Origin of the sequence: Thermomonas mangrovi, from assembly GCF_028201335.1 — a bacterium.
In the GTDB taxonomy this organism is placed as follows: Bacteria; Pseudomonadota; Gammaproteobacteria; order Xanthomonadales; family Xanthomonadaceae; genus Thermomonas; species Thermomonas mangrovi.
In genome coordinates this window covers 156,358-181,644 of the sequence record NZ_JAPEVV010000002.1, presented here as the reverse complement: position 1 = coordinate 181,644, position 25,287 = coordinate 156,358, and the positions used below count along the sequence as shown (strand labels likewise).

The 25,287-nt window shown below is 70.2% G+C and carries 21 protein-coding genes; 3 read left to right on the top strand and 18 right to left on the bottom strand.

Annotated features, from left to right (window positions below):
• Positions 1–5 precede the first annotated feature (5 nt).
• From ON759_RS04545 to ccoN, 10 genes are read right to left on the bottom strand one after another with little or no spacing between them, the layout of a single operon-like run.
• Positions 6–728 (bottom strand): sulfite exporter TauE/SafE family protein, encoded by a 723-nt coding sequence (locus tag ON759_RS04545; RefSeq protein WP_271679176.1) that lies wholly within the window; start codon positions 726–728, stop codon positions 6–8.
• Positions 718–894 (bottom strand): cbb3-type cytochrome oxidase assembly protein CcoS, encoded by a 177-nt coding sequence (gene ccoS, locus ON759_RS04540; protein WP_271679175.1) that lies wholly within the window; start codon positions 892–894, stop codon positions 718–720. Before ccoS ends, ON759_RS04545 begins: the two co-directional genes overlap by 11 nt.
• The gene (locus ON759_RS04535; protein WP_271679174.1) at positions 891–3,332 is read right to left on the bottom strand and encodes a heavy metal translocating P-type ATPase; all 2,442 of its coding nucleotides are present in this window, start codon (positions 3,330–3,332) and stop codon (positions 891–893) included. Before ON759_RS04535 ends, ccoS begins: the two co-directional genes overlap by 4 nt.
• A 1-nt stretch (position 3,333) precedes the next feature.
• Positions 3,334–3,834 (bottom strand): FixH family protein, encoded by a 501-nt coding sequence (locus ON759_RS04530; protein WP_271679173.1) that lies wholly within the window; start codon positions 3,832–3,834, stop codon positions 3,334–3,336.
• Complete coding sequence (locus tag ON759_RS04525) at positions 3,834–5,381, bottom strand: 4Fe-4S dicluster domain-containing protein (protein WP_271679172.1); 1,548 nt, start codon at positions 5,379–5,381, stop codon at positions 3,834–3,836. The genes ON759_RS04530 and ON759_RS04525 overlap by 1 nt, the downstream gene beginning before the upstream one ends.
• A gap of 9 nt (positions 5,382–5,390) precedes the next feature.
• Positions 5,391–5,681, bottom strand: coding sequence for a hypothetical protein (locus ON759_RS04520; protein ID WP_271679171.1), 291 nt, complete (start codon positions 5,679–5,681; stop codon positions 5,391–5,393).
• Positions 5,678–6,616: a cytochrome-c oxidase, cbb3-type subunit III gene (ccoP, locus tag ON759_RS04515; protein WP_271679170.1), complete on the bottom strand. Its 939-nt coding sequence runs from the start codon at positions 6,614–6,616 to the stop codon at positions 5,678–5,680. The genes ON759_RS04520 and ccoP overlap by 4 nt, the downstream gene beginning before the upstream one ends.
• Positions 6,613–6,750 carry a cbb3-type cytochrome oxidase subunit 3 gene (locus tag ON759_RS04510; protein ID WP_271679169.1) on the bottom strand — a complete coding sequence of 46 codons (138 nt, stop codon included), beginning with the start codon at positions 6,748–6,750 and terminating at the stop codon, positions 6,613–6,615. The genes ccoP and ON759_RS04510 overlap by 4 nt, the downstream gene beginning before the upstream one ends.
• 3 nt (positions 6,751–6,753) lie before the next feature.
• Positions 6,754–7,377: a cytochrome-c oxidase, cbb3-type subunit II gene (ccoO, locus tag ON759_RS04505; protein WP_271679168.1), complete on the bottom strand. Its 624-nt coding sequence runs from the start codon at positions 7,375–7,377 to the stop codon at positions 6,754–6,756.
• A gap of 10 nt (positions 7,378–7,387) precedes the next feature.
• Positions 7,388–8,827 (bottom strand): cytochrome-c oxidase, cbb3-type subunit I, encoded by a 1,440-nt coding sequence (gene ccoN / locus ON759_RS04500; protein WP_425608443.1) that lies wholly within the window; start codon positions 8,825–8,827, stop codon positions 7,388–7,390.
• A 161-nt stretch (positions 8,828–8,988) separates the two neighbouring features.
• Here ccoN and ON759_RS04495 point away from each other — a divergent pair, with 161 nt between their 5' ends.
• Positions 8,989–9,759 carry a helix-turn-helix domain-containing protein gene (locus tag ON759_RS04495; protein WP_271679166.1) on the top strand — a complete coding sequence of 257 codons (771 nt, stop codon included), beginning with the start codon at positions 8,989–8,991 and terminating at the stop codon, positions 9,757–9,759.
• Between the two features lie 40 nt (positions 9,760–9,799).
• Positions 9,800–11,038 (top strand): MgtC/SapB family protein, encoded by a 1,239-nt coding sequence (locus ON759_RS04490; RefSeq protein WP_271679165.1) that lies wholly within the window; start codon positions 9,800–9,802, stop codon positions 11,036–11,038.
• Here the strand turns inward: ON759_RS04490 and ON759_RS04485 are convergent.
• Both ON759_RS04485 and ON759_RS04480 read right to left on the bottom strand, forming a co-directional pair.
• The gene (locus ON759_RS04485; RefSeq protein WP_271679164.1) at positions 11,035–12,957 is read right to left on the bottom strand and encodes a pyridoxal phosphate-dependent decarboxylase family protein; all 1,923 of its coding nucleotides are present in this window, start codon (positions 12,955–12,957) and stop codon (positions 11,035–11,037) included. The two genes, ON759_RS04490 and ON759_RS04485, sit on opposite strands and share 4 nt — an antisense overlap.
• A gap of 118 nt (positions 12,958–13,075) precedes the next feature.
• Positions 13,076–15,160 (bottom strand): cytochrome D1 domain-containing protein, encoded by a 2,085-nt coding sequence (locus ON759_RS04480; RefSeq protein ID WP_271679163.1) that lies wholly within the window; start codon positions 15,158–15,160, stop codon positions 13,076–13,078.
• 191 nt (positions 15,161–15,351) lie between these two features.
• On the opposite strand from ON759_RS04480, the gene ON759_RS04475 reads away from it, so the two are divergent.
• The gene (locus ON759_RS04475) at positions 15,352–17,574 is read left to right on the top strand and encodes a TonB-dependent hemoglobin/transferrin/lactoferrin family receptor (protein WP_271679162.1); all 2,223 of its coding nucleotides are present in this window, start codon (positions 15,352–15,354) and stop codon (positions 17,572–17,574) included.
• Positions 17,575–17,593: 19 nt separating this feature from the next.
• On the opposite strand, the gene ON759_RS04470 is transcribed toward ON759_RS04475, so the two are convergent.
• The 6 genes from ON759_RS04470 to hemN all read right to left on the bottom strand — a co-directional run bounded on the left by ON759_RS04470 (position 17,594) and on the right by hemN (position 25,263).
• Positions 17,594–18,004: a SirB2 family protein gene (locus ON759_RS04470; protein WP_345780543.1), complete on the bottom strand. Its 411-nt coding sequence runs from the start codon at positions 18,002–18,004 to the stop codon at positions 17,594–17,596.
• A gap of 4 nt (positions 18,005–18,008) precedes the next feature.
• Positions 18,009–19,259: an NnrS family protein gene (locus tag ON759_RS04465; protein WP_271679161.1), complete on the bottom strand. Its 1,251-nt coding sequence runs from the start codon at positions 19,257–19,259 to the stop codon at positions 18,009–18,011.
• Between the two features lie 116 nt (positions 19,260–19,375).
• Positions 19,376–21,652 (bottom strand): nitric-oxide reductase large subunit, encoded by a 2,277-nt coding sequence (locus ON759_RS04460; protein WP_271679160.1) that lies wholly within the window; start codon positions 21,650–21,652, stop codon positions 19,376–19,378.
• 113 nt (positions 21,653–21,765) lie between these two features.
• A complete protein-coding gene (locus ON759_RS04455; RefSeq protein WP_271679159.1) occupies positions 21,766–22,968 on the bottom strand; it encodes an alginate export family protein in 1,203 nt (400 codons plus the stop codon).
• A 122-nt stretch (positions 22,969–23,090) separates the two neighbouring features.
• The gene (locus tag ON759_RS04450) at positions 23,091–23,843 is read right to left on the bottom strand and encodes a cyclic nucleotide-binding domain-containing protein (RefSeq protein WP_271679158.1); all 753 of its coding nucleotides are present in this window, start codon (positions 23,841–23,843) and stop codon (positions 23,091–23,093) included.
• 19 nt (positions 23,844–23,862) lie between these two features.
• Positions 23,863–25,263: an oxygen-independent coproporphyrinogen III oxidase gene (gene hemN, locus ON759_RS04445; protein WP_271679157.1), complete on the bottom strand. Its 1,401-nt coding sequence runs from the start codon at positions 25,261–25,263 to the stop codon at positions 23,863–23,865.
• Between the last annotated feature and the right edge of the window lie 24 nt (positions 25,264–25,287).

Below are 25,287 nucleotides of genomic sequence, written 5' to 3'. Positions count from 1 at the left end.
CGACGTCAGCCGAGGCTGCGGCAGCCCAGCGCCGACAGCACGCCATGCAACGCCGGCACCTGCATCAGCCAGGGGCCGGCGAGGGTAAGCAGGCCGGCGCCGATCACCAGCGTGCCGGCGGCCACGCGCAGGCCGCCACGCTGCAGGTGGCGGCCGATGCGCATCCCGGCCCAGGTCAGTGGGACCATCACCGGCAGGGTGCCGATCCCGAACGCGGCCATGGTCAACGCGCCGTGCCAGGCGCTGGCCTGCAGCCATGCCGCCGCCAGCAGGGTGGTGGACAGGCCGCAGGGCATCCAGCCCCAGAGCATGCCCAGCGCCAACCGTTTCGGGGCGGTGTCGGCGGGCCAGACCTTCGCGCGCAACGGCGCCAGCCAGTGCCAGAGGCGCGCGCCGGGACCGCCGGCGAAGCGCGGCAGCCGCCCGCCACGATCGAGCAGGCGCAGGCCGGCGACCACCAGCACGATGCCCACCGCGGCGCGCATGGCGATGCCCACGCCCGGGTCGCGCGCGAGCGCCAGCAGGCCGCCGCCGAAGCCGCCGACGATGGCGCCGCCCAGCGCATAGCCGAGCACCCGCCCGAGATTCGGCAGCGCCGCCATCCACGCGGTGTCCTGCTTGCCGCGGGACAGCCCGGTGGCGATCCCGCCGCACATCGCGACGCAATGCACCGTGCCGAGCAGGCCGCTGGCGAAGGCGCCGAACAGGACCAGCCAGTCAATCGGCATCGGCGGGCGGCTCCTGCGAGGCAGGCGGCGGGTCTTCGCGCAGGATGTCGAGCGCCGGGGTGTCGAGGTCGTCGAACTGGCCCTTGCGCACCGCCCAGATGAAGGCCCACACCGCCGCCCCCAGCAGCATCAGGCTCAGCGGGATCAGCAGCAGCAGGATGGTCACGCGGCGGGCCTCCGGGTCAGGCGCAGGGCATTCAGGGTCACGGTCAGCGAGGACACCGCCATGCCCAGCGCGGCCAGCCACGGCGTGACCCAGCCGAGCGCGGCCAGCGGCAGCGCGATCGCGTTGTAGCCCAGCGCCCAGGCGAAATTCTCGCGGGTGATGCGTTGCGTGCGGCGGGCCAGGGCGATCGCGCGCGGGATGCGTCCGAGCACCGGCGCGGCGAGCACGAGGTCGGCGCTGCGATGGGCGAGCGCAGCGCCCTCGCCGATCGCGATCGCCACGTCCGCGGCGGCGAGCACCGGCGCGTCGTTGATGCCGTCGCCGACCATCGCGACGTGGCGCCGGTCGGCTTGCAAGGCGCGGACCCGGGCCAGCTTGTCCTCCGGCGACAGTCGCGCATGCGCATCCGCGATGCCGAGGGCCTCGCCGGCGCGCGCCACCGCGTCGCGCGCGTCGCCGCTGGCGAGGTGCAGCGACAGCCCCATCGCGCGCAAGGCACGGGTCGCGTCCGGCGCATCGTCGCGCAGGCGTTCGCCGATGCGGAACGCGGCGAACGCCGTGGCGCCATCGCCCAGCCACAGGCGGCCATCGTCCTCGCGGCCGGCGGCGAAGTCGGCCCGCCCCAGCCGCCACGCGCGGCCGTCGATGCTGCCGGCCAGGCCCAGGCCCGCCTGCGTGCTGGCGTCGCTGGCATGCGGCACCTGCAGCCCGCGCGCCTGCGCCGCCGTTTCGAACGCCTGCGCCAGCGGGTGCCGGCTGCCGCGTTCCAGCGCGGTGGCGATGCGCAGCGCGGCGTCGGCGTCGAGGCCGGCGAAGGTGGCGATGTCCTCCAGTTGCGGATGCCCGTCGCTGAGGGTGCCGGTCTTGTCGAACACCACGTCGGTGGCGGCGGCGAGGCGTTGCAGCGCATCCGGCCGGGTCGCCAGCACGCCGTCGCGGGCCAGCGCGCCATGCGCGGCGGCCAGCGCGGCCGGCACCGCCAGCGACAGCGCGCACGGACAGCTGATCACCAGCAAGGCGAGCGCGACCTCGAACGCGCGCGAGGGGTCGTGCACGCGCCAGGCGACGTACACCGCGGCGGCCGCGAGCAGCATGCCGACCACGAACCACGCGGCGATGCGGTCGGCCATCCGCGCCAATGGCGGCCGGTGCGCCTGCGCGTCCTCGACCAGGCGGATCAGGTGGGACAGGCGGGTGCCGGTGCCGGTCGCGGTGACCCGCATCCGCAGCGGGCGCTGGTGGGCGATGCTGCCGGCGAGCACGGTCTCGCCCGCTTGTCGTTCGACCGGGCGCGACTCGCCGGTGAGCAGCGCTTCCTCGAGCAGCGCGGGTGCGTCGAGCAGGGTGCCGTCCGCGGGCACGGTGTCGCCGGCGGCCACGTAGGCGACATCGCCGGCCTCCAGCGCGGCCAGCGGGATCGCCTCGTGGCCACCATCGCCGGCTTCGCGGGTGGCGAACACCGGGCGGGCCCGCGCCAGCGCATCCACCTGCGCATTCGCCACGCGTCGCGCGCGTTGCTCGAGCAGGCGCGCGGCGAGCAGCAGGAACACGAACATCACCGCGGCGTCGTACCAGACATGCGGCCCGTGGGTGATCGTCTCCCACACGCTCGCGAAGTACGCCAGCAGGGTCGACGTGGCGACCAGGGTGTCCATCCCCGGGCGGCGCAGCCGCAATTCGCGCCAGGCCCCCGAGAGAAAGGTCCAGCCGGCGTAGAACACCACCGGGGTCGAGACGAGGAAGGTGATCCAGCGCAGGAAGTCGCGCATCGGCCCGGACATGGTGTTGCCGGTGTCGAGATAGAGCGCCTCCGCGAACATCATGGCCTGCATGGTGCCGAGCCCGGCGATGCCGATGCGGATCAGGTCGCGGTTGCGTTCGCGCCGCTTCGCCTGTTCGCGCGCGGCGCCGGTGGCCAGGCAGGGCGTGTAGCCGAGCGCGCGCAGGCGCTGCAGTGGTTGCGACAGGCGGGTCGCCGCCGGATCCCAGACCAGGCGCAGGCGCCCGGTCATCGCGTTGGCGGTGGCCTCGCGCACGCCGGGTTCGCGCGCCAGCGCGTTGTCGATCAGCCAGGCGCAGGCGGCGCAGTGCATGCCGTCGGCGATCAGGGTGATCTCGCAGCCGCCCTCGACCGCGCGCACGTGCTCGGCCTGCACCGAGGGCGCATCCCAGACCTCCAGAGCGGCTGGGTCGAGGTCGACGCGGGCGCCGTTGGCGGTGCGCAGGGTGTAGTAGTCCGATAGCCCGGCATCCTGGATCCAGGCGCTGGCCGCGGCGCAGCCGGAACAGCAGAACGGATGCCGCGTGCCACCGACGACGGCCAGCACGGGCTCGGGGGGCAACGCGTCGCCGCAGTGGAAGCAGGTGTCCGTCGCGCGCGCCGGCGCCCCGTGTGCGTCGCGGGCGCCGGGCCGGGTCGCGGCCGCGGCCTGGGCCATCTCAGGGCTCCGCGCGCAGCGCCGGTGCCAGGCGGGCGGCGTGCCCCGCCTTGTCCATGCGGCCCTTCAGCCGCCATGTCCGGGCTGCATCCGCCGCGCTCAGGTTCCAGTGGTGGCCGGCAGGCACCGCCGCCTCCGCGCGCCAACCGGTCGGCGTGGGCGCCAGCAAGACGGTCACGTCGAGGCTGGAGTCCGACGGATGCTCGAACAGCAGCCTGAGCGGCACCGTGCGATCGAAGTCGCCGGTGGCCGGGAACGCCTCGACCACGCCGTCCTCGCTGCGCAACACCAGGGACAGGCGCCGGGCCATCGCCACTTCGTCCGGTCCGGTCGCGGCCTGCTGGATCTGCCCGGTGCGCGAGACGCGGTCGGTCACCACGTCGTTGTTGCCGCTGCTGCGGCTGGCGACCACCACCATCGCGATGCCGCCGACCACGGCCGCCAGCGGCAACAGCACCAGCAACCAGATCACCGGGTTGCGCCAGGGGGATTGGTGTTCCATCACATCGGTCCGAAGAAGCTGCTGTCCACCGACTTTCGCACGCGGCCGTCGCTGGACTCCAGCGTGAACCGCAGCGGCGCGCGGCCTCGGGTCCCGGCCGGCCCGGCCACCGTCAGCGGCAGCGTCTGCACCTGCTGCGGTTCCAGCACCACTTCCGCGGGCACGTTGCGCAGCTGCATGCCGGCCGGCGCGCCCTCCAGCATGATGCGGTAGCGCGCCTGCTGGTCGGTCTTGTTGACCAGCTTGAGCGAATACACGTTCTCGATCCCCTGCGCGGTCTCCCGGTAAAGGGCATTGCGGTCGCGCAGCACTTCCGCGATCAGCGGGCTGCGGTGGGTGACGCCCCAGCCCCAGCCGGCCACCAGTGCCGCCAGCAGCAACCCGTACACCACGATGCGCGGTCGCAGCACCCGGGTGGGCTTGCCGTCGATGCCGTTCTGGGTGTCGTACCGGATCAGGCCGCGCGGGTACCCCATCTTGTCCATCACCGCGTCGCAGGCGTCGATGCAGGCACCGCAGGCGATGCACTCGTACTGCAGGCCGTTGCGGATGTCGATGCCGACCGGGCACACCTGCACGCAGAGGGTGCAGTCGATGCAATCGCCGAGTTGCTCGGGCGCGAACTGCGGCAGCGGCGCGTGGGCCGCGTCCGCGGCGAAGGTGATGGTGCCGTGCGCCCCGCTGCGTGCGTCGGCGGCGCTGGGATTGAAGGCCGCGCGCACCACGTAGTCCTCGGCCACCGGCAGCGGCAGCAGGCCGCGCGCGCGCTCGAGGACGCTGGCCAGGCCGCGGCGGCGCGAGCCGCGCGGCTCCCCGCGCATCGGGTCGTAGGCAATGATCAGGGTGTTGCGGTCGAACATCGCGCCCTGGAAGCGCGCGTAGGGGCACATGTACTTGCACACCTGTTCGCGCAGGAACCCGGCGTTGCCCCACGTCGCCAGCGCGTAGAACAGCACCCAGAAGGTCTCCCAGCCGCCCCAGGCGAACGGCCACAGGCGCGCGCCGAGGTCGCGGATCGGGGTGAAGAAGCCGACGAAGGTGAAGCCGGTCCACAGCGCGAACAGCAGCCAGAGCACGTGCTTGCTGCCGCTGCGGCGCAGGCGCTCCGGGTTGCTCCACGGCAGCAGGTCCAGCTTCATCCGCTTGTTGCGGTCGCCTTCGGTCCACCGCTCGATCCACAGGAAGGTCTCGGTCCACACCGTCTGCGGGCAGGCATAGCCGCACCACAGGCGGCCGGCGAGCGCGGTGAAGAAGAACAGCGCGAACGCGGCGATCATCAGCAGCATCGCCAGGAAGATGAAGTCCTGCGGCCAGAAGGTCAGGCCGAAGACGTGGAACTTGCGCGCCGGCAGGTCGAACAGCACCGACTGCCGGCCGTCCCAGTTGATCCACGGGAACACGTAGAACATGCCCAGCAGCCAGAACACCGCGGCGGTGCGCAGGGTGTTGAAGCGGCCGGAAACCTCGCGCGGGTAGACCTTGCTCTCGCTGACGTACATCCCGCCGGAATCGGGATGCAGGGCGATGTCGATCTTCTTGTTGGCCATCGTGTGGGGTCAGTCGCGCGGCAATGCGCGGTTGAAGCGGCTCGCCGGGCGCAGCAGGATCCAGGTGAACAGGCTGGACGAAGCGGTGGCGATCCAGAACATGAAAAAGCCGAGCGTGTAGCCCAGCGTCCGGGAAATCGGCAGGTCGGGGAACGTCATGTCCCGCAGCTGCAGGGGATCGACGTAGGCGAAGAACACCATGGTGGCGACCCCCGCGGCGAAGAAGCTCGGCCAGAGGATCGCCCCGACCCGCTGCGCCATCGGGCGCGGCGGGTGGTCGAACGGGGCGGGCGCGCTCATTGCGCGCCCGCGTTGCTGCCTGCCGGCGAAGCGCCGTTGCTCAGCGACCACACGTAGGCGGCGGCCAGGCGCGAACGGGTGTCGCCGATGATCGGCGCCCAGGCCGGCATCACGCCGTGGCGTCCGTTGGCGATGGTCTGGCGCAGCGATTCCGTGCTGTCGCCGTACAGCCAGTAGCCGTCGGTCAGGTCGGGTGCGCCCATCGCGACGTTGCCCTTGCCGTCGACGCCGTGGCAGGCCACGCACACGCCTTCGTACAGCTTCTTGCCCTGGGCGGCGAGGAAGTTGTTCTGCATCCCGTCGGGCTTGCCGATGACGCGCACGTAGGCCGCGACCTGGTCGACCGCGCCCGCGCCGCCCATGCCGGTCAGCACGGTGCCCCACTCGGGCATCACGCCCTGGCGGCCGTTCAGCACCGTCTCGAGCACCTGGTCGGGTGAGCCGCCCCAATGCCAGATCTTGTCGGTGAGGTTCGGGTAGCCCGTGGCGCCCTGCGCGGTCGAGCCATGGCAGGTGGCGCAGTTGTTGCCGAAGATCGCCTTGCCGAGGGCGAGCGCCTTGGGGTCCTGCGCGATCTTGTCGATCGGCTGGCCCGCGTAGGGCGCGAAGGCCTTTTCCAGCTTGGCGTCCTCGCTGGCCTTCTCGGCATCGTGCTCCTTGGCGGAGGTCCAGCCCGAGCTGCCGGCGAAGCTGCCGAAGCCCGGGAACCACGCCAGGTAGCCGATCGCGAACACGATCGTGATGTAGAAGAGGTTGATCCACCACTTCGGCAGCGGCTTGTTGTACTCGGTGAGGTCACCGTCCCAGACGTGGCTGGTATCGGTCGGCGCCGGGTCGCCCGGGCGGCGGCGGGAGGTCCACCACAGCAGGGCCACGCAGCCGACGATGTTCAGCACGACCAGTGCGATGACATAGATCGACCAGCCAGATGTCATTGTCCGTTCTCCCCGTCATCCAGCGGCAGGCGCGCCGCGTCGTCGAATACCTCTTTCCGGCGCGGGCTCCAGGCCCACGCCCATCCCGCCAGGAACAGCACCATCAGCAGCAGGGTCACGATGCCGGAAACCATGGCTCAGCCCCCCCTCGGTGCGTTCTTGCCGAGGCCCTGCAGGTAGGCCACCACGGCGTCCATCTCGGTCTTGCCCTCGACGTCCTTGGCCGCGGCCGAGATCTCGGCGTCGGTGTAGGGGTCGCCGAGGCGCTTGAGCGCCTGCATGTGCGCCTGCAGCTGCTGGCCGTCGAGCTTGTTCTCGGCGAGCCAGGGGAAGCTGGGCATGTTGGACTCGGGCACCACGTCGCGCGGGTTGTTCAGGTGCACGCGGTGCCAGTCGTCCGAGTAGCGGCCGCCGACGCGCGCCAGGTCCGGCCCGGTGCGCTTGGAGCCCCACTGGAACGGGCGGTCGTACACCGACTCCCCGGCCAGCGAGTAGTGGCCGTAGCGCTCGGTCTCGAAGCGCAGGGTGCGCACCATCTGCGAATGGCAGTTGTAGCAGCCTTCGCGGACGTAGACGTCGCGGCCCGCCAGCTCCAGCGCGGGGTAGGGCTTGACGCCGGGCAGCGGCTGGATCGCCTCGGCCTGGAACATCAGCGGCACGATCTCCGCCAGGCCGCCGAAGGACACCGCCACCGCGATCAGCACGGCCATCAGGCCGACGTTCTTCTCGAGTTTCTCGTGGGCGTTGCTGTTGTTGCTCATGTCGAGGACCTCAGGCGCGGGCTTGCGACGGATCGGGGGCGAGTACCGGCAAGTCGCCGGTCGTCTGGGCGACCGTGTAGGTCTTGTATACGTTCCAGGCCATCAGGAACATGCCCGAGAGCACCATCAGGCCGCCCATCAGGCGGGCGAGGTAGTACGGGTAGGTCGCGTTCAGGCTCTCGACGAAGGTGTAGGTCAGGGTGCCGTCGTCGTTGGTGGCGCGCCACATCAGGCCCTGCATCACGCCGGCGATCCACATCGAGGCGATGTAGAACACCACGCCGATGGTATGGATCCAGAAGTGTGTGTCGATCAGCTTGGTCGACCACATTTCCTTCAGGCCCAGCATCCGCGGCATCAGCGCGTAGATCGAGCCGATCGAGATCATCGCCACCCAGCCCAGCGCGCCGGCGTGCACGTGGCCCACCGTCCAGTCGGTGTAGTGGGACAGCGAGTTGACCGTCTTGATCGACATCATCGGCCCCTCGAACGTGCTCATCATGTAGAAGCTGAGCGAGACGACGAGGAACTTCAGGATCGGGTCGGTGCGCAGTTTGTGCCACACGCCGGACAGGGTCATGATCCCGTTGATCGCGCCGCCCCAGCTGGGGGCCAACAGGATCAGCGAGAACACCATGCCCAGGCTTTGCGCCCAGTCGGGCAGCGCGGTGTACAGCAGGTGGTGCGGGCCGGCCCACATGTAGACCGCGATCAGCGCCCAGAAGTGGATGATCGACAGGCGGTAGGAGTAGATCGGGCGCCCGGCCTGCTTGGGCACGAAGTAGTACATCATTCCCAGGAAGCCGGCGGTCAGGAAGAAGCCCACCGCGTTGTGCCCGTACCACCACTGCACCATCGCGTCGACCGCGCCGCTGTAGGCGGAGTACGACTTCAGCGCGCCGGCCGGCATCGAGATGTTGTTGACGATGTGCAGCAGGGCGACGGCGATGATGAAGCTGCCGTAGAACCAGTTGGCCACGTAGATGTGGCTGACCTTGCGCTTGGCGATGGTGCCGAAGAACAGCACCGCGTAGGCCACCCAGACCACCGCGATGGCGATGTCGATCGGCCACTCGAGTTCGGCGTACTCCTTGCCCTGGGTGAAGCCCAGCGGCAGGGTGATCGCCGCGGCGACGATGATCAGCTGCCAGCCCCAGAAGACGAAGGCCGCCAGCTTGTCGCTGAGCAGCCGCACGTGGCTGGTGCGCTGGACCACGTAGAGGCTGGTGGCGAACAGCGCCGACCCGCCGAACGCGAAGATCACCGCGTTGGTGTGCAACGGCCGCAGGCGTCCATAGTTCAACCACGGGATGCCCTCGAAGAGATGGGGCCAGTACAGCTGGGTGGCGATGATCACGCCGACCAGCATGCCCACGATTCCCCACAGCACCGTGGCGATGGCGAATTGCTTCACCACCTTGTCGTTATAGGTACCGCTCATGGCTTGCATGCGAACCTCCACCTGGAATGCGCCCGAATTATCCCGCCGGTCGCGGGATGCCCCTTGATCAAGATCAATATGCCACCGCGGCCCTGCGCTTTGGCCTGATATCGACCATAATGACCGTCGACCTAGAGCGCGTATCATACCCCGCGGGGGTATCAAGGCCCATGCACGATGTCTCCCAGCTAGACCTCGCCCGCTTGCGCCGCAGTTGCGCGGATTGCTCGCTCGCGCAGCTCTGCCTGCCGGCGGGTATCGACCGCAACGACCTCGGGCGGCTGGACACCCTGGTGCAGAAGCGGCGACCGCTGCACCGCGGCGACCACCTGTTCCGTGCCGGCGACGCGCTGGGCTCGGTGTTCGTGGCCAGCGAGGGCACGTTCAAGACGGTGGTCATCAACGAATCCGGCGAGGAGCACGTGCTTGGGTTCCACCTGCCGGGCGAGCTGTTCGGCCTGGACGCGGTGGGCTCCGGGCGGCATCGCTGCGAGGCGATCGCGCTGGAGGACGCCAAGGTCTGCGAGTTGCCCTTCAGCAGCCTGGCCACCGTCGCGGCCCAGCTGCCCAGCCTGCAGCGCCAGCTGCTGCGGGTCATGGGCCAGAGTTCCGACCGCGACCACGACCTGGTGGACGTGCTGTCGCGGCGCCAGGCCAGCGAGCGCATCGCCCTGTTCCTGCTGGGGTTGCGCGACCGCTACCGCCGCATCGGCCAGTCGGGCGAGGACGTGCACCTGCCGATGAGCCGCGAGGAGATCGGGCGCCACCTGGGGCTGGCGCTGGAGACGGTGAGCCGCGGCTTCAGCCGGCTGCACGAGGATGGCGTGATCGACGTCCGCGGGCGCCACGTCCGCGTCCTCGACGAAGCCGCGCTGCGCACCCCCGCCAGCGGCTGCGAGCAGGACGCGCACAAGGCCTCGCGGGCGCGCCCGCGCGCCTGAGCCGCTGCGGCCCGCGCTTGCCGCTGCCGGCGCAACGACGATGACGGCCGACCTCGACACCCTGCGCGGGCTCGCGGTGGCGGTCGGCATCGGCCTGCTGGTCGGCGTCGAGCGCGAGCGCCGTCGCGCCGAGGACGGGCATGGGGTGGCCGGCGTGCGCACCTTCGCGCTGATCGCGCTCGCCGGTGCGCTGGCGGAACGGGTGGGCGGGATCGGCATCGCGCTGGCCGGCGGATTCGTGGCCCTCGCGGCACTGACGGCCTATCGCGGCAGCCGCGACGCGGATCCGGGCCTGACCACCGAAGTGGCGATGCTGGTGGTGTTCCTGATCGGCGTGCTGGCCATGCGCGAGCTGGCCCTCGCGGCCGGGCTCGGCGTCGGCGTCGCCCTGCTGCTGGCGGCGAAGTCGCGCGTCCATCGCTTCGTGCAGCGGGTGCTGACCGACCAGGAACTGCACGACGCCCTGTTGCTCGCAGCTGCCGCGGCGATCGTGCTGCCGCTGTTGCCCGACCGCAGCCTGGATCCATGGCAGGTCCTCAACCTGCGCAAGCTGTGGCTGCTGGTGGTGCTGGTGATGGCGATCAATGCCGCCGGCCATGTCGCGCTGCGCGCGTTCGGGCCGCGTGCCGGGCTGTTGCTGGCCGGGCTGGCGGGGGGCTTCGTGTCCAGCACGGCGACGATCGGCGGGATGGGCGCGCGCGCGCGGCGCCTGCCGGCGCTGGCCACCGCCAGCGCGAGCGGGGCCATCGCCTCGAACGTGAGCACCATCGTGCAGATCGGGATCGTGGTCGCGGCGCTGGCGCCCGGCCTGCTGGTGCCCCTGGCTTGGCCGCTGCTGTCGGCCGGGGCGGTGGTGCTGGCGTTCGCCGGCGTGGCGGCATGGACCTCGCGCGGCGCGGATGGCCACGATGGCGTACTGGAAGGGCGCGCCTTCGAACCCCGCCAGGTCTTGCTGTTCGTCGCGGTCGTGGCGGCGGTGCTGGTCGGTTCGGCGGCGATGCTCGCCTGGCTGGGCCCGGCCGCGTTGGAGGCGACGCTGGCGGTCTCGGGCCTGGCCGACGTGCACGCGGCCACCGCATCGGCCGCGCAACTGGCCGCGACCGGGCGCATCACATCGGCGCAGGCGGTGCAGGGCATCGTGCTGGCGCTGGCCACCAATTCCGCGATGAAGCTGGGCGTGGCCTGGGCCACCGGCGGGCGCGGCTTCGCGCTACGCCTGCTGCCCGGGATCGTGGCGATGGTGCTGGTGTTCGCGGGCGCGGCCTGGGCCGTCGCCTAGGCAGGACGCAATGCGTCGATTCGCTGCTCGAGGTGGCGGAAGTAGAGCGCGATGTAGCTGATGCCGTTGTGGCGGTCGATCAGCCACGGGTTCATCAAGGTGTGGCGGAGGATCACCAGGTGGTCCTCGGCATCGCCCTCGGCGGCCGGGTCCAGCCCGAGGGCATCCAGGATGCGGTGCATGCCGGCCTCGCCCAGCGCCTGCGGGCGCAAGGTGGTGGCCGACCCGAAGAAGCTGCGGTCCTGCAGCGGGGCGCGCGGGTCCACCCGCAGCTCGTCGTGCAGCCGGCGGGCGAAGGCATTCGCCACCGCGATGTCGCGGTTGCCGACCGGGTTGAAGGCCACGCACACCAGGTTGCTGTCCGGCGGGAACGGCACCTCCACCCGCACCCGGTCGCGCACGCGCGCGGCGAACGCCAGCGCCTCCGCGTGGAAGGCCTCGGCGGCGCGTACCGTCTGCGCCGGCAACTGGCCGAAGTGCACGTGGTCGAGCGGCAGCACCTTGTGGGTGACGTACACCGCGGCGACGTTCGCGCCCGGCTTGGACCCTTCCGGGATGAACTGGCCGAGGTTGCGGTAGCGCGCGCGGTAGCCGCGCGGCGCATGGTCGTGGAAGACGTAGTCCGCGGATTCCGCGAGCAGCGCCATCGCGCGATGGTCGCGGCACAGGAAGGCGCCCGCGCCGTAGGGCAGGTAGCCGAGCTTGTGCGGGTCGATGGTGATGGAGTCGCTCGCGGCCAGCGCCTCGACCGCCGCATGCACGTGCGGGCGCGGGAAGCGCGCGAAGCCTTCGGCCACGGCCTCGCGCGGGCGCAGGCTGCCGTCGGGTTCGCGGAACAGGGTCGCGAGGTAGCCGCCCCAGGCGGCATCGACATGCACCGAGAACCCCAGGCCGCGCGGCAGCCACGCGTCGCGCGCGGCGACCAGGGCGTCGATCGGGTCGACCGTGCCGTACTCGGTGGTGCCGAACACGCCCACCGCGGCCAGCACCGGCTGGCGCAAGCGCAGGCAAGCCTCGAGGGTCTCCTGCAGCGCCGCCGGATCGAGCCGCATGTCGCGTTCGGGCATCAGCCGCAGTTGCGCGCGACCCAGCCCGAGCAGCTTCATCCCCTTCGACCACGAGTAGTGCGCGGTGATCGGCGCGAGCACCCACGGCACCCGCAGGTCGGGATGCGCGGCGAAGAAATCGACCAGGCCGCGGCGCTCGATGCGTTCGGCCTCGACCTTCGCCTTCCACGCGCGGTGCGCGCCGGCGGGCTGCGCCGCCAGCCAATCCTTCCAGCGCACGACCAGCGCGGTCGCCGCCGACGGTCCGAGGTTGAATGCCGTCCAGTCGTCGTCCGGCAAGTCGAGATCGGGCACGCCGGCGGCGCGCAGCGCGATCGGGAAGGCCTTCAGCGCCAGCGCCAGCCGCAGCGCCTGGTAGTTGGCCAGGGTGCCGCCGGAAGTGAGGTGGCCGAACGCGCAGGGGTCGCGGTCGGGATCGTGCGGATAGCCGACCATCCGCGCCAGCTGCAGGCCGACCTCGACCTCGAGGTCGACGGTCACCGGCGCTGCGTCCTCGCTGACGTTGTTGGGGTTGTAGGGCAGGGTCAGGATCTGCGCAGCCAGGCCGGGCAACAGCAGGTCCGAGGCCATGTGCCCGATGTAGCGCGGGCTGTGGAACGGCACCGATTTCTTCAGCGCGGCCGACAGCTGGTGCAGCTCGCGGCGCATGCGCGCCTCGAACGCGCGGTAGCCGGGGTCGAACGCGGCGTCGGTGGGGATCGCCGGCGGATCCTCGGGATGGAAGTTGCGCCGCCAGTACACATGGTCGCGCAGGAACTCGACGACCAGCTTCTCCAGCAGGCCGTCGTTCTCGGCGTAGGGGCCGAGGAAGCAGGCATCGAGCATGCCGGGGGTGGCGGGCGTCGGATCCATGGCGGTGGCCGCTAGTCGGGACGCGGCAGTCTGGCGACTGCCGCATGGTCCCGCCTTGATCGAAGTCAGGGCCGCGTGGCAGGCCCCGCCGGCGTCGCCGGCGGGGTCGACAGGCCCATCAGTACACGTCGCCCACGGTGTTGTGCACGTTGAACTTGCCGGTGGGGGTGATGATCCGCTTGTCGTCGATCACCGCCTTCAGCGTGCGGGTCTTGTCGTCCACCACCACGATCGCCGAGCGCTGGTTCTTGCCGTTCCACACCGAGAACCAGACCTCGTCGCCCGCGGCGTTGTACTCGGGTTGCACCACGCGCTTGGGGCCTTCGCCGAGGTTCGCCCATTCGGCGATCGGCAGCACCTTGTAGCCCGCCGCGAGGTTGCCGATGTCGAACACCGCGATCGACTGGCTGGCCTTCGGATCGGGGTTGAGCGGGGTGTCCACCCACAGGTTGCGCGACTTCGGATGGGTCTTGATGAACAGCGAGCCGCCGCCCTGGCCCTTGATGACCTCGCAGACCTTCCAGGCGTGCTTCGGATGCTTGGCGGGGTCGGTGCCGATCAAGGTGATCTTGTCGTTGCCCAGCGCCGAGGTGCCCCACACCGGGCCGCAGGTCGGGTGCACGAAGTTGGCGCCGCGCCCCGGATGCGGGATCTTGTCCACGTCGACCAGCGCCGCCAGCTTCTGCGTGCGCGAATCCACCACCGCGATCTTGTCGCTCTGGTTGGCGGCGGTGAGGAAGTAGCGCCGGGTGGCGTCCCAGCCACCATCGTGCAGGAAGCGGGCGGCGCCGATGGTGGTGATCTTGAGGTTGCCGATGTCCTCGTAGTTCACCAGCTGGATCTGCCCGGTCTCCTTGATGTTGACGATGAACTCGGGGTGCTCGTGCGAAGCCACGATCGCGGCGACGCGCGGTTCCGGGTGGTACTCCTGGGTGTCCACGGTCATGCCGCGGGTCGCGACGATCTTCAGCGGGTCCAGGGTCTCGCCGTCCATGATCACGTACTGCGGCGGCCAGTAGGCGCCGGCGATCGCGTACCTGTCCTCGTAGCCCTTGTACTTGGAGGTCTCGACCGAGCGCGCCTCCAGGCCGATCTTGATTTCCGCCACCTTGTCGGGGACCGGCATCCACAGGTCGATCAGGTCGATGCGCGCGTCTCGGCCGATGGTGTAGAGGTAGCGCCCCGAGTGCGAGGTGCGCGAGATGTGCACCGCGTAGCCGGTCTTGACGATGTTGATGATCTTCTTGGTGTCGCCGTCGACCAGTGCGACCTCGCCGCTGTCGCGCAGGGTGATCGCGAAGATGTTGTCGGTGTTGATCGCGTTCATCTTCCTCTTCGGCCGCTTCTCCACCGGCACGAAGACCTGCATGCTCTCCCTCATCTCCTTCATGCCCCATTCCGGGGGCGCTGGCGGGTCGTGCTGGAGGAAGCGCGCCATCATGTCGATCTCGCCCGCCGTGAGTTCGCCCGACGTGCCCCAGTTGGGCATGCCCGCCGGCGATCCGAAGTTGATCAGCGCCTTGAGGTAGTCGGTGCCCTTGGCGCGGGTGATGTCGGGCGTCAGCGGCTTGCCGGTCGCGCCCTTGCGCAACACGCCGTGGCAGCCCGCGCAACGCTCGAAGAAGATTTGCGCGGAACGCGTGCGCTCATCGTCGGTGAGCGGTGGCGGGCCGCCTGCCGCGGTGGTCTGGGTGTCGGCCACGGTGACCGTGCTAGGCGCCCCTTGGTACTTGGCTTCCGGCGTGCTGGTGCCCGCCTTGGCGGCGTCCTGGGTCTTGCCGCCGCGCGCCGCGGCGACCTGGTCGGCGCTGATGCTGCCACCGGCGTTGCCCCACGCGTTCAGCGCATAGGTCAGGGTGTCGGCGATCTCGCTGTCCTTGAGGTGCGCGAACGAAGGCATCACGCCGTCGTAGTCGGCGCCGTTGACGGTCACCTTGCCGGAGAAACCATGCAGCACGATGCCGACCAGCTTGTCGGTCGGCAGGCTGCGCATGTAGTCGGAGTCGGCCAGGGGCGGGAAGGCGCCCGGCAGGCCCTTGCCGGTGGGCTGGTGGCAGGCCGCGCAGTTGGCCAGGTAGCTGGCCTCGCCGGCTTCCATGCGGCCCTTGGGCGGACGTTCGTTGGTGATCTGGCCGGCGGCGTAGGCGGACATCCCGCCGAACAGCGCCAGCACCACGCCGGTGAGTGCGTAGTTGCGTTTCATGCTGGTTGACTCCCCGCGATCGAAGGCGTGCTTCGGAATGGTTGGCCAGCGGCCATGCAGGGATTCTCGATCCGCGATGCGCCGCATGCGGATGACCTAGGTCAAGCGCCACGCGAATCGCCGCCGTGGGCGGCACCATCGCGGATGGGCGGCACCTAGACTGGCTTCGCCGCCTCCATGCGCAACCTGCGATGCCCAAGTCCGCACTGATTCCCGCTGTCCATCCGCTCGTGCTCGCCATGGCCTGCGCATTGCCCGGGACCGCGCTGGCCCAGCAAGGCCCGGATGGCCGCGCTGCGGCACCATACGACCTGGATCGCGTGGTGGTGGTGGCGAGCAAGGTGGCGGAACCGCTGCGCCAGGTGGCCGCCACGGTGGATGTGGTCGATCGTGCCGAGATCGAGCGCCGGCAGGTGCAGGACCTGCCCCAACTGGTGCGCTACCAGCCCGGGGTGGACGTTCCCGTCGATGCCGCGCGCTTCGGCCCGCAGGGGCTGTCGATCCGTGGCCTCGACGGCAACCGGGTCGGCATGGAGGTCGATGGCGTGCCGGTCGCCGATGCGTTCTCGGTCGGGCAGTTCGCCGCGGCGGGGCGCGACCTGCTCGAGGTCGATGCCGTGCAGCGCGTCGAGATCCTGCGCGGGCCGGCATCCACCCTGTATGGCAGCGATGCGCTGGCCGGCGTGGTGGTGTTCCGCACCCGCGATCCGCAGGACCTGCTGGATCGCGTGGACGCGAGCCGTTACGTCGGCGGACGGGTTGGCTGGAGCAGCCTGGACAACGGTCGCCTGGCCTCGGTGGCGGTCGCCGGCGGGGCGCGCTTGCAGGGCCTGCTGCAAGTCTCGAGGCGCGAGGGCAACGAGGCCGGCAACATGTCGACCCGCATGCCCGCCAATCCCGCCGCTTACCGGCGCGACGGCATCCTGGCGAAGGTGGTGCTGGACGAGGCCGCGGCGGCCCGCTGGACGGCGACCTTCGACCATGCGAGCGGGGAGGTTCGGACCGACGTGCGCTCCTTGCGCTTCGGACCCGGGCGCTTCAACACCACCACGTCCTTGCTGGGCGATGACCGCTTCCGCCGCGACCGGCTCAGCCTGCAGGGCGATTGGGGTGCCGGCGGGTGGCTGGACGCCTCGCAACTGCTGCTCTACGCGCAGCGCAACCACATCCGCCAGGACACCGCGCAGGAGCGCCTCGCCGATCGCACCACGCGCTTCCCTTCCTTGCGCGAGCGCCGTTTCGAACTGGACCAGGACGGCAGCGGCATCGAGTGGATGGGGCAGGTGCGGCGGGATGGCGGGCGCCTGCGCCACTGGCACGTGTTCGGCATCGAATATGCGGTGCAACGCTACGGCGGTCTCCGCGACGGCCGCGAAACCAACCTCGCCACCGGCGCGACCAGCAACGTGGTGCTCGGCGAGCGATTCCCGGTGCGTGATTTCCCCACCAGCCGCAGCCGCACGCTCGGCCTGTTCTGGCAGGACGAGATCGGGATCGGCGATGCCTTCGCCGTGGTCCCGGGCGTGCGCTGGGAACGCTATCGGCTGGATGCCGAAGCCGACGCGCTGTTCCGCGAGGACTACCCGACGGTGCAGGTCCACGACCTCGCGCACGCGGCGTGGACGCCGAAGCTGGGGCTGCGCTGGACGCCGGGCGCGCATGCGACCTGGTTCCTGCAATACGCGCGCGGATTCCGCGCACCGCCGTTCGGCGACGTCAACATCGGCTTGTCGTTGCAATTGCTCAATTACGAGGTCCGCCCGAACCCTGGCCTGAAGCCGGAGACCAGCCAGGGCCTGGAGACGGGCTGGCGCTGGCAGGGCGAACGCCTGCAAGCAAGCGTCTCGGCCTATCGCAACGACTACCGGGACCTGATCGAATCGCGCGCGAACCTGGGCGTGGATCCCGCCAGCGGCGCCCTGGTGTTCCAGTCGGTGAACCGCGCGCGCGCCAGCATCCGCGGCATCGAGGCGCAGCTGGACTGGGTGCCCGACATCCGCGGAGAATGGCGCATCAGCGCTTCGGCGGCATGGGCGCGCGGGCGCGATGAGGCGCGCGACCGCCCGTTGAATTCGGTGGCGCCGGGCAAACTGGTGCTGGGCGCATCCTGGGAGCTCGCCTCGGATCGCGTCGGGCTCGAAGTGATGGCGACGGTGGTCGCGCGGCAAGGCGCGCTGGATGAGTCCGCCAGTCCCTTGTTCCATGCGCCGGGCCATGCGGTGCTGGATGCGTACGCCTGGTGGCGACTCGCGCCGGGCCTGCGCCTGCAGCTGGCGGCGCGCAACCTGGCCGATCGCCGCTACTGGGATTGGAACGCGGCGCGCAATGTCAATCCCGCCGATGCCAGCCCGCCGCTGGACTTCTACACCCGTCCCGGCCGCAGTGTCGCGGCCACCCTGGTGTTCGACTGGTGACCGTCGGCGTGGCCGGCCTTCAGCCCATCCAGCCCGCGAGCCAGCCCAGCGGATGGTGGCTGCGGGCGATGCCGTAGATGCATCCGTAGGCGGTGAGCGCGGCAAGGTAGAAGCCGGTGCGCTGGCGCGGCGGGCGCGTCGGGCGCATGGCCAGGATGCCGAGCCCGACGTAGCCCACCAGCAACAGCAGTTTCGCGGCCAGCCAGCCGTTGGCGAACATCCCCGCCGGCAGCATCGAGAACAGCATGGTGGCCGCCGTCAGCAGCACGCTGTCGATGCCGTAGCTGAGGTAGCGCGCCAGCCAGTACCGTGGCCAGCGTGCGCCGGCCAGCGCGGCGCCGCCACGCAAGGCGAACAGCGCACCGCTGCACAGCGCGGCATGCACGTGCACCGACTTGATCTCGGGGTAGTAGGCCAGCAGTGCGCTCATCGGTTCACCCGGGGCGGCCGTCCACGCGCGGCCGCAGGTAGATCGCCGTCGAGCGCAACACCCAGGGCAGGAATGCCAGCAGCCAGCCTGCCGCCGCCACGGCGTTCCAGGCCAATGCATCCGCAACGACTTCCGAACCGATCCGCACCACGGCGACCAGTTGCAGCGCCGCGAACGCGAACCAGCCCACGGCGGGCATCGCCAAGGGTTGGCCGGAGTGGCCCTGGGTGACCCGGGTCACCATCGCCACCAACAAACTGCCGAAGAATCCGATGTAGAGGGCGTGCGCCGGGCCCCGGCCGAGCAGGAACTCGCCGGTGATCCCGTACAGCACGCTTTGCGTGGCATACAGCGCGAACGCGGCCGGCAGCCAGGCGAACCCGGCGAACAGCACCCAGAGCAGGCCGGGCGCCTGGTTGCGTGGCCACCAGCGCCACAGGACCCAGGCGCTGCCGACCGCCAGGGTGGCGTCGACCGGCCAGAGCCAGGCGTATGCGTGGGCCAACTCCAGGCCGAGGTGGCCCAGCAGCAGGAACCATGCCGCGCCGAGCAGCCACAGCGGGCGCCAGGGTCGGTAGCCGGCCACGACATTGCCGGCGAAGAACGGGAACATGCGATGCGCCACCGTGAGGTAAATCGGCAGCAGCAGGCCGAAGCTGCCGAGCTTGATCGCGATGAACACCGGCCACGGGCCGGCGTCGAACAGCGAAGCCAGCATGCACAGCAGGCCGGCCAGGCCAAGCGCCATCGCCGCGAATGCGGACCATGCATGCCAGGTCGGCCCACGGTGGGCACGACGCTCCGCGAGCAGCAGGCGGAGCAGTTGCACGAGGCCGTAGCCCCAGCCCGCGGTACTCATGAGCACGCCGACGAAGACCATCGCCGGCTGCCCGAGCAGCATCCCGCCCAGCACCGCCAACTGGCCGCCGAACAGGCCAGCGCCGACCGGCACGTAGTGCCAGCGCGACAATTCCGGCAGGCCCATCCAGCGCGGGAACACGGTGAGCAGGAAGCCGAACATGAAGGGCGGCAGCAGTTGGTACTGCATGACGAAGGCATGCATCCAACCGGCCCACGGGCCGTCCGTGGGCAATCCGATGGCGTGCCACCGCGCATCCACCAGCCACAGCAGCCACCAACCCATTGCCAGCAGCACGTTGCACGCACCGACGAAGAACAGCAGGCGATGCGGGGCAGCGGCTAGCAGGGCCGGAGACAGTGGTGCGGTAGCGCGGGGCGTGTGCGGTTCGGGCATGCGTACAGTCTGCGTCGCGTGGCCATGGCCTGTCGTTGACGCAGGTCACCTGGGTGCCGGAAACGCAGCGGGCGGCCATTGGCCGCCCACGTCGTCTTGCATGCGCCTGGCCCGGGTCAGGGGGCGCGATCCTGCGCATCGGCGGCGTGCGCCGGGTCGGGCCTGGCCGCGATCCACTGGCGCAGCACGAACACCGCCAGCAGCAGCGCACCGGCGCTGAAGATCAGGTCGCCCGGCATGCGCATCCACACCAGCACGTCGAAGATCGGCTTGCCCATGAATTCGGCACTGCGCGCATACGCATAGCCATGCTCCAGCGCAGCCTGGAGCTGCAGTGTGCCCATCGGCAACAGGGTCAGCAGCGCCATCAACGCCAGGCCGATGTTGAGCGACCAGAAGGCCCCGCGCAGCAGGCCCGGTTGCCACCAGCTCGCCGGCTTCAACCCGCGCAGGCAGAACAGCATGAGGCCGATGCCTAGCATGCCGTAGACCCCGAACAAGGCGGTGTGTCCGTGCAACGGCGTCAGGTTCAGGCCCTGCATGTAGTACAGCGCGATCGGCGTGTTGATCAGGAACCCGAAGAGCCCAGCACCCACCAGGTTCCAGAAGCTGACCGCGAGGAAGAACATGATCGGCCACTTGTAGCGTGCCATCCACGGCGTGGCCCGGCTGTGGCTCCAGGTGTCGTACGCCTCGAGGCCGATGATCGCGAGCGGCACCACTTCGAGCGCGGAGAAGGTGGCGCCGAAGGCGACGCCGGCGGTGGTCGTGCCGACGAAGTACAGGTGGTGGAACATCCCCAGCACGCCGCCGAACAGGTAGATGATGGTGGCGAACAGCACGTTGTTGGTCGCCGTCGCGCCGCGGACCAGGCCCAGCTTCACGAACAGGAAGCTGATCACCGCCACCGCGAAGACCTCGAAGAAGCCCTCGACCCACAGGTGCACGACCCACCAGCGCCAGTACTCGACCACCGAGATGTGGCTGCCTTCGCCCCACATCAGGCCCGCGCCGTAGAACAGGCCGATCGCCACCGTGGACAGGAACAGCAGGCCGACGATCGAGCTCATTTCGTCCCGGCGCTTGAGCGCGGGCCACAGCGCGCGACCCACCAGCACCAGCCAGAGCAAGAGGCCCACGAACAGGAAGGCCTGCCAGAAGCGCCCGATGTCCACGTACTCCCAGCCCTGGTGGCCGAACCAGAAGTTGTTCGCCAACCCGAGCTTCTGCATCACCGCGAACCATTGCCCGGCGAACGCGCCGACCACGATCACCAGCAGGCAGGCGAACAGGAAGTTCACGCCCGCGCGCTGGAAGCGTGGCTCGTGCCCGGAGATCGCCGGGCCGATGTACAGGCCGGTGCCCAGCCATGCGGTGGCGATCCACAGCACGGCCAGTTGCGTGTGCCAGCTGCGCGACAAGGAATAGGGGATGACCTCCGCCAGCTGGAACCCGTAGGCCTCGCGTCCCTCGACCTGGTAGTGCGCGGTGATCGCGCCCAGCAGGATCTGCACCAGGAACAGGGCGATCACCACCCAGAAGTACTTCGCGGTCGCCTTCATCGAGGGCGTCGGCACCAACCCCAGCAGCGGGTCGCGTACCGGCGGCCGCGCCTTCTCCTCGCGGCCGTGGTACACGGCGTAGTGCCAGCTCATCAGGCCGATGCCGCCGAGCAGGAACACCAGCGAGAACACCGACCACATGAACGTGCCCGAGGTGGGGGCGTTGCCCACCAGCGGTTCGTACGGCCAGTTGTTGGTGTAGGTGTGCGTCGCGCCCGGGCGTTCGGTTCCCGCCGCCCATGCGGTCCAGAAGAAGAACGCGGTGAGCGCGCGGCGGTTGCCGGCGTCGGCCACGGTGTCGTCCTTCATCGCGTACGTCTCGCGCAGGCCGGCGGTGGCCGGATCGGACGAGAACAGGCTCTCGTAGTGCGCCGCCACGCCGGCGATGGCACGCGCCCGGGCTGCGTCGACCACCAGGTCGCCGCTGGCGGGATCGTAGGTGTTACGGCGTTGGCGCGGTTGCAGGATGGCGCGCAGCTTGGCTTGCTCGGCGGCATCCAGCGCCGCATAGGGCTTGCCGGTGGCGGCCAGCGCATCCTGGTCGAGCAAGGCCAGCGCCTCCCGCTTGAGCCAATCGGCGGACCAGTCGGGCGCGACCAGGGCGCCGTGGCCCCAGATCGATCCCAACTGCATGCCGCCCATGCTCTGCCAGACCACCTGGCCGCGCTGGATGTCGTCGCGGGTGTAGACCACCTCGCCGGTGGTGGTGACGACCCGTTCGGGGATCGGGGGTTTCGTGCGGAACAGGTCGCCGCCAAGCCAGAGCATGACGGCGAAGCTCGCGACGAGCAGGGCGCCGAGGCCCAGCCAGAGGCGTTTGGTGGTGGACATGGGAACACTCCCGGTGGAAGACCGGTGGCATGGTCACGCGGCGCGGCCGGCGGACTCCATGACGTAGGTCAACCGCATGCGCATGGCGGCGCGGTGGCATCCTTGCGGCAGCATCACGGTGTCCATTCCACCTGCAGCCACAGCTTGTCGGTGTCGCGTGCGAAGCCGTCGCTGCGGTAGTGCGCCAGCTTCGCGAGGACGTCCAGTCCCGGGCGTAGCGTCACCCCGAGCGACGCGTCGAGTTCGCTGCCGTAGCGGAGGTTGCCGCGAGCGCCTCGGAACTCGTGGAAGGCGACCTCCCACTTGCCCTTGCGGCTGCCGATCTCCAACCCGCCCTGGGCCGATACGTAGGTATCGCGCAGCCCGTTTGCGGGGGTCGCCAGGAACTTGTCGGCCCAGCCGTTGAATGCGTGCAGGGTCGCCAGCGGGGTCTGGAATGCGCGTGCGCGACCCGCCCCCAGTCGCTCCCAACCGGCCTTCAGCACGAGGCTGCCGCGCTCGAGGCGGGGCTCCACCAGCATGTATGCGGCGGAACCGCCGTCCGCATCCGCCCATGGCGCCTGTTGCGCGCGTTCCAGCACCAGCCCGCCCTTCCAGTCCTTCGACAGTACGCGCGAGGCGCTCCAGCGCAGGCCAAGGGTACGGGTCGAGGCGCTGGCGACATCGCGGTCCTCGATCCAGTAGCCGTAGCCCACCAGGCTGCCGCCGGGCACCGCATGCGACACGCGCAGCAGCGGCGCCCTGAGCCGGCGTTCGCGCGCCAGCGGATCGCGTGCCTCGTCGCCGTTCACCCGGTGCACGCGATCCAGGTAGATCGCCTGCAACTCCAGTGCCTTGGTCGGCTTCAGCTTGAGCTGGGCGGCATCGAAGGTCTGCATGTTCTGCCGCCACGCCACGTTGCCGATGAAACGGGCGTTGTCGAGGATGATGGCTTGCCTGCCGACGCGGGCTGCCGCCCTCTCGCCGGCCCAGTCCAGCCATGCCTGGTTGATTTCCAGGGCGCGTGCATCGGCGACCACCGGATATGCGGCCTGGCCGTTGGCGGTCGAATTGAAGCGGTCGTTGAGTTCGGCCACGCCTTCGGCTTCGATGAAGCCGGTCCAGCGCGGGGAGAATCGATGCGCGAGGCTCCCGCGAACCCGCAGGGTGTCGGCCTCGGCCGGTCGTGCGAATGCGTCGTCGTCCACGTGTTCATGGCGATAGCGCAGGTTGAGCATCCATGGCTTGGCCGCCGAGGAGGCTGGCGGCTCGACGGCATGGGCAAGCGGGCTGGCGAGGATGCCCCAGGCGAGGCAGGCGACAAGCGGGAGTCGCATGGCGGATTCCGGCAGTGGAGATTGCCATCGATCTTCCGGGGCGGCGTTGCACCGCGCCCTGTCGCAGGTCAAGCGTTGCCGAGATTGCGCGCGGAGGCGATGGCCCCGCAGGCATGGCGACGTTATTCGCGCAGCACGGGGGCCGCCAATGCATCGATCTGGGCGCGGTCCAGCAACTGCACTTCGCGCCGATCGACCGCCAGCAGCCCCGTGTCCTGCATGCGCCGCAGCACCCGGCTCACGGTTTCGGGCGCGAGCCGCAGGTAATTGGCGATGTCTGCCCGGGCCATGGTCAGCTGGAAGCGGTTCGCGGAGAAGCCCCGGGCTGCCAGCCGTCGCGAGACCCCGACCAGGAACGCCGCCACCCGCTGGTCGGCCGTCCAGTCGCCGGACAGCAGGGCGGCACGGCCGATGTCGCGGCTCAGCAGCCGGAACAGTTCGCGCTGCAGGCCGGGGACGCGCGCGGCCAGCATCGACATCTTCGGGAACGAGAAGCGGCAGAGCATCACCGTGTCCAGCGCCACCGCGTCGCAGGGATATCGGTGTCCGTCGATGGCGTTGAGGCCGATCACTTCGCCTGGGAAGTGGAAGCCGAGCACGTGCTCGTGGCCGTCGCGCTCGCTCACGCAGGTCTTGACCGTGCCCGCGCGCACCGCGGCGATCGCGTCGAACGGGTCGCCCTCGGAGAAGATGCGGTCGCCGGCATGGAACGGTCCGATGTGCTCGACCAGGACGTGCAGGTCCATCAGCGCCGCCTTGTCCATGCCTTGCGACAGGCAGGCATGGGAGAAGGCGCAGGTGGAGCAGAACTGCAGCTCGTCGCCATCGTCGGCCATCGCGCGCGCGTTGAAGCGCGGGAACGGCACCTGGCTCATCGGGCGCTCCGGGCAGGCGTCAGATCGCACGCGAGAAGCGCGGGCGGGCGTCGGTCACCGGCTGGTCGAGGTAGCGGTCGAAGCACATCGCGATATTACGCAACAACAGCTGCCCGCGCGGCGTGGCGCGGATCGATTCCGGGGACATCGTCACAAGCCCGTCCTCCACCAGCGGCTGCAGGCGGGCGAGTTCCTGCGAGAAGTACTCGGCGAAGCCGATCGCGTAGCGGTCCTGCAGGTCCTTGACCCGGATCTCGCCCTGGCACATCAGCGACTGGATGAGGTCGGCGCGCAGTTCGTCGTCCTCGTCCAGGCGCATGCCGCGGAACACCGGCAGGTGGCCGGCATCGATCGCGGCCTCCCACGACGGCAGGTCGCGCGGGTTCTGGCTGAAGGTGTTGCCGACGTGGCTGATCGCGGACACCCCCAGCCCGACCAGGTCGCTGTCGGCGTGGGTGGTGTACCCCATGAAGTTGCGGTGCAGGCCGCCGCGCGACTTGGCGATCGCCAGCTCGTCGCCGGGCAGCGCGAAGTGGTCCATGCCGATGTAGGCGTAGCCGGCCGCGGTCAGCTTCTCCACCGCCAGCTGCAGCAGCGCGAGCTTGGCCTCGCCATCCAGCAGCAGGGTTTCGTCGATCTGCTTCTGCGGCTTGAACAGCTGCGGCAGGTGCGCATAGCTGTACACCGCGAGGCGGTCGGGGTGGATCGCGGTGACGATGTCGAGGGTGCGGCCGAAGCCTTCCAGCGATTGCCCGGGCAGCCCGTAGATCAGGTCGATGTTGACCGAGCGCATCCCCGCCGCGCGGCAGGCATCGACGATCGCCCGGGTTTCCTCGACGCTCTGCACGCGGTTCACCGCGCGCTGCACCGCCGGGTCGAAGTCCTGCACGCCCAGGCTGGCGCGATTGAAGCCCGCAGCGGCGAGGACCGGCATGTCCCGCGGGTCGCAGTAGCGCGGGTCCAGCTCGATCGAGATGTCGCAGTCGTCGGCATCGGCGAAGCGGAACTGCCCGCGGATCGCGCCGACCACCTCGGCCAGCTGCGCCGCCGACAGGAAATTCGGGGTGCCGCCGCCGAAGTGCAGTTGCACCGCGCGCCGGTCGCGGTCGAACAACGGGGCGACCAGCGCGATCTCGCGCTCCAGCCGGGTCAAGTAGGCGTCGCCGCGCGCCTGGTCGCGGGTGATCACCCGGTTGCAGCCGCAGTAGAAGCACGGGCTGTGGCAGAACGGTACGTGCACGTACAGCGACAACGGCCGCGGGATCGGGTCGCCATTGCTGGCGGCAGCGGCGGCGCGCAGGTCGGCTTCGCCGAAGTCGGCGCGGAACTGCGGGGCGGTCGGATAGGACGTGTAACGCGGTCCGGGCCGGTCGTAACGGCGCAGGAGGTCGGCGTCGAAGGCGAGGGCGGTTTGCGGCATGCGGACAAGCCTAGGCGCTTGCCG

Excerpts from the sequence above, each read along its gene's own strand:
- ON759_RS04545 (WP_271679176.1), bottom strand. The coding sequence starts at position 728 with ATGCCGATTGACTGGCTGGTCCTGTTCGGCGCCTTCGCCAGCGGCCTG.
- ON759_RS04535 (WP_271679174.1), bottom strand. The coding sequence starts at position 3,332 with ATGGCCCAGGCCGCGGCCGCGACCCGGCCCGGCGCCCGCGACGCACAC.
- ON759_RS04530 (WP_271679173.1), bottom strand. The coding sequence starts at position 3,834 with ATGGAACACCAATCCCCCTGGCGCAACCCGGTGATCTGGTTGCTGGTG.
- ON759_RS04525 (WP_271679172.1), bottom strand. The coding sequence starts at position 5,381 with ATGGCCAACAAGAAGATCGACATCGCCCTGCATCCCGATTCCGGCGGG.
- ON759_RS04520 (WP_271679171.1), bottom strand. The coding sequence starts at position 5,681 with ATGAGCGCGCCCGCCCCGTTCGACCACCCGCCGCGCCCGATGGCGCAG.
- ccoP (WP_271679170.1), bottom strand. The coding sequence starts at position 6,616 with ATGACATCTGGCTGGTCGATCTATGTCATCGCACTGGTCGTGCTGAAC.
- ON759_RS04510 (WP_271679169.1), bottom strand. The coding sequence starts at position 6,750 with ATGGTTTCCGGCATCGTGACCCTGCTGCTGATGGTGCTGTTCCTGGCG.
- ccoO (WP_271679168.1), bottom strand. The coding sequence starts at position 7,377 with ATGAGCAACAACAGCAACGCCCACGAGAAACTCGAGAAGAACGTCGGC.
- ccoN (WP_425608443.1), bottom strand. The coding sequence starts at position 8,827 with ATGCAAGCCATGAGCGGTACCTATAACGACAAGGTGGTGAAGCAATTC.
- ON759_RS04495 (WP_271679166.1), top strand. The coding sequence starts at position 8,989 with ATGCACGATGTCTCCCAGCTAGACCTCGCCCGCTTGCGCCGCAGTTGC.
- ON759_RS04490 (WP_271679165.1), top strand. The coding sequence starts at position 9,800 with ATGACGGCCGACCTCGACACCCTGCGCGGGCTCGCGGTGGCGGTCGGC.
- ON759_RS04485 (WP_271679164.1), bottom strand. The coding sequence starts at position 12,957 with ATGGATCCGACGCCCGCCACCCCCGGCATGCTCGATGCCTGCTTCCTC.
- ON759_RS04480 (WP_271679163.1), bottom strand. The coding sequence starts at position 15,160 with ATGAAACGCAACTACGCACTCACCGGCGTGGTGCTGGCGCTGTTCGGC.
- ON759_RS04475 (WP_271679162.1), top strand. The coding sequence starts at position 15,352 with ATGCCCAAGTCCGCACTGATTCCCGCTGTCCATCCGCTCGTGCTCGCC.
- ON759_RS04470 (WP_345780543.1), bottom strand. The coding sequence starts at position 18,004 with ATGAGCGCACTGCTGGCCTACTACCCCGAGATCAAGTCGGTGCACGTG.
- ON759_RS04465 (WP_271679161.1), bottom strand. The coding sequence starts at position 19,259 with ATGCCCGAACCGCACACGCCCCGCGCTACCGCACCACTGTCTCCGGCC.
- ON759_RS04460 (WP_271679160.1), bottom strand. The coding sequence starts at position 21,652 with ATGTCCACCACCAAACGCCTCTGGCTGGGCCTCGGCGCCCTGCTCGTC.
- ON759_RS04455 (WP_271679159.1), bottom strand. The coding sequence starts at position 22,968 with ATGCGACTCCCGCTTGTCGCCTGCCTCGCCTGGGGCATCCTCGCCAGC.
- ON759_RS04450 (WP_271679158.1), bottom strand. The coding sequence starts at position 23,843 with ATGAGCCAGGTGCCGTTCCCGCGCTTCAACGCGCGCGCGATGGCCGAC.
- hemN (WP_271679157.1), bottom strand. The coding sequence starts at position 25,263 with ATGCCGCAAACCGCCCTCGCCTTCGACGCCGACCTCCTGCGCCGTTAC.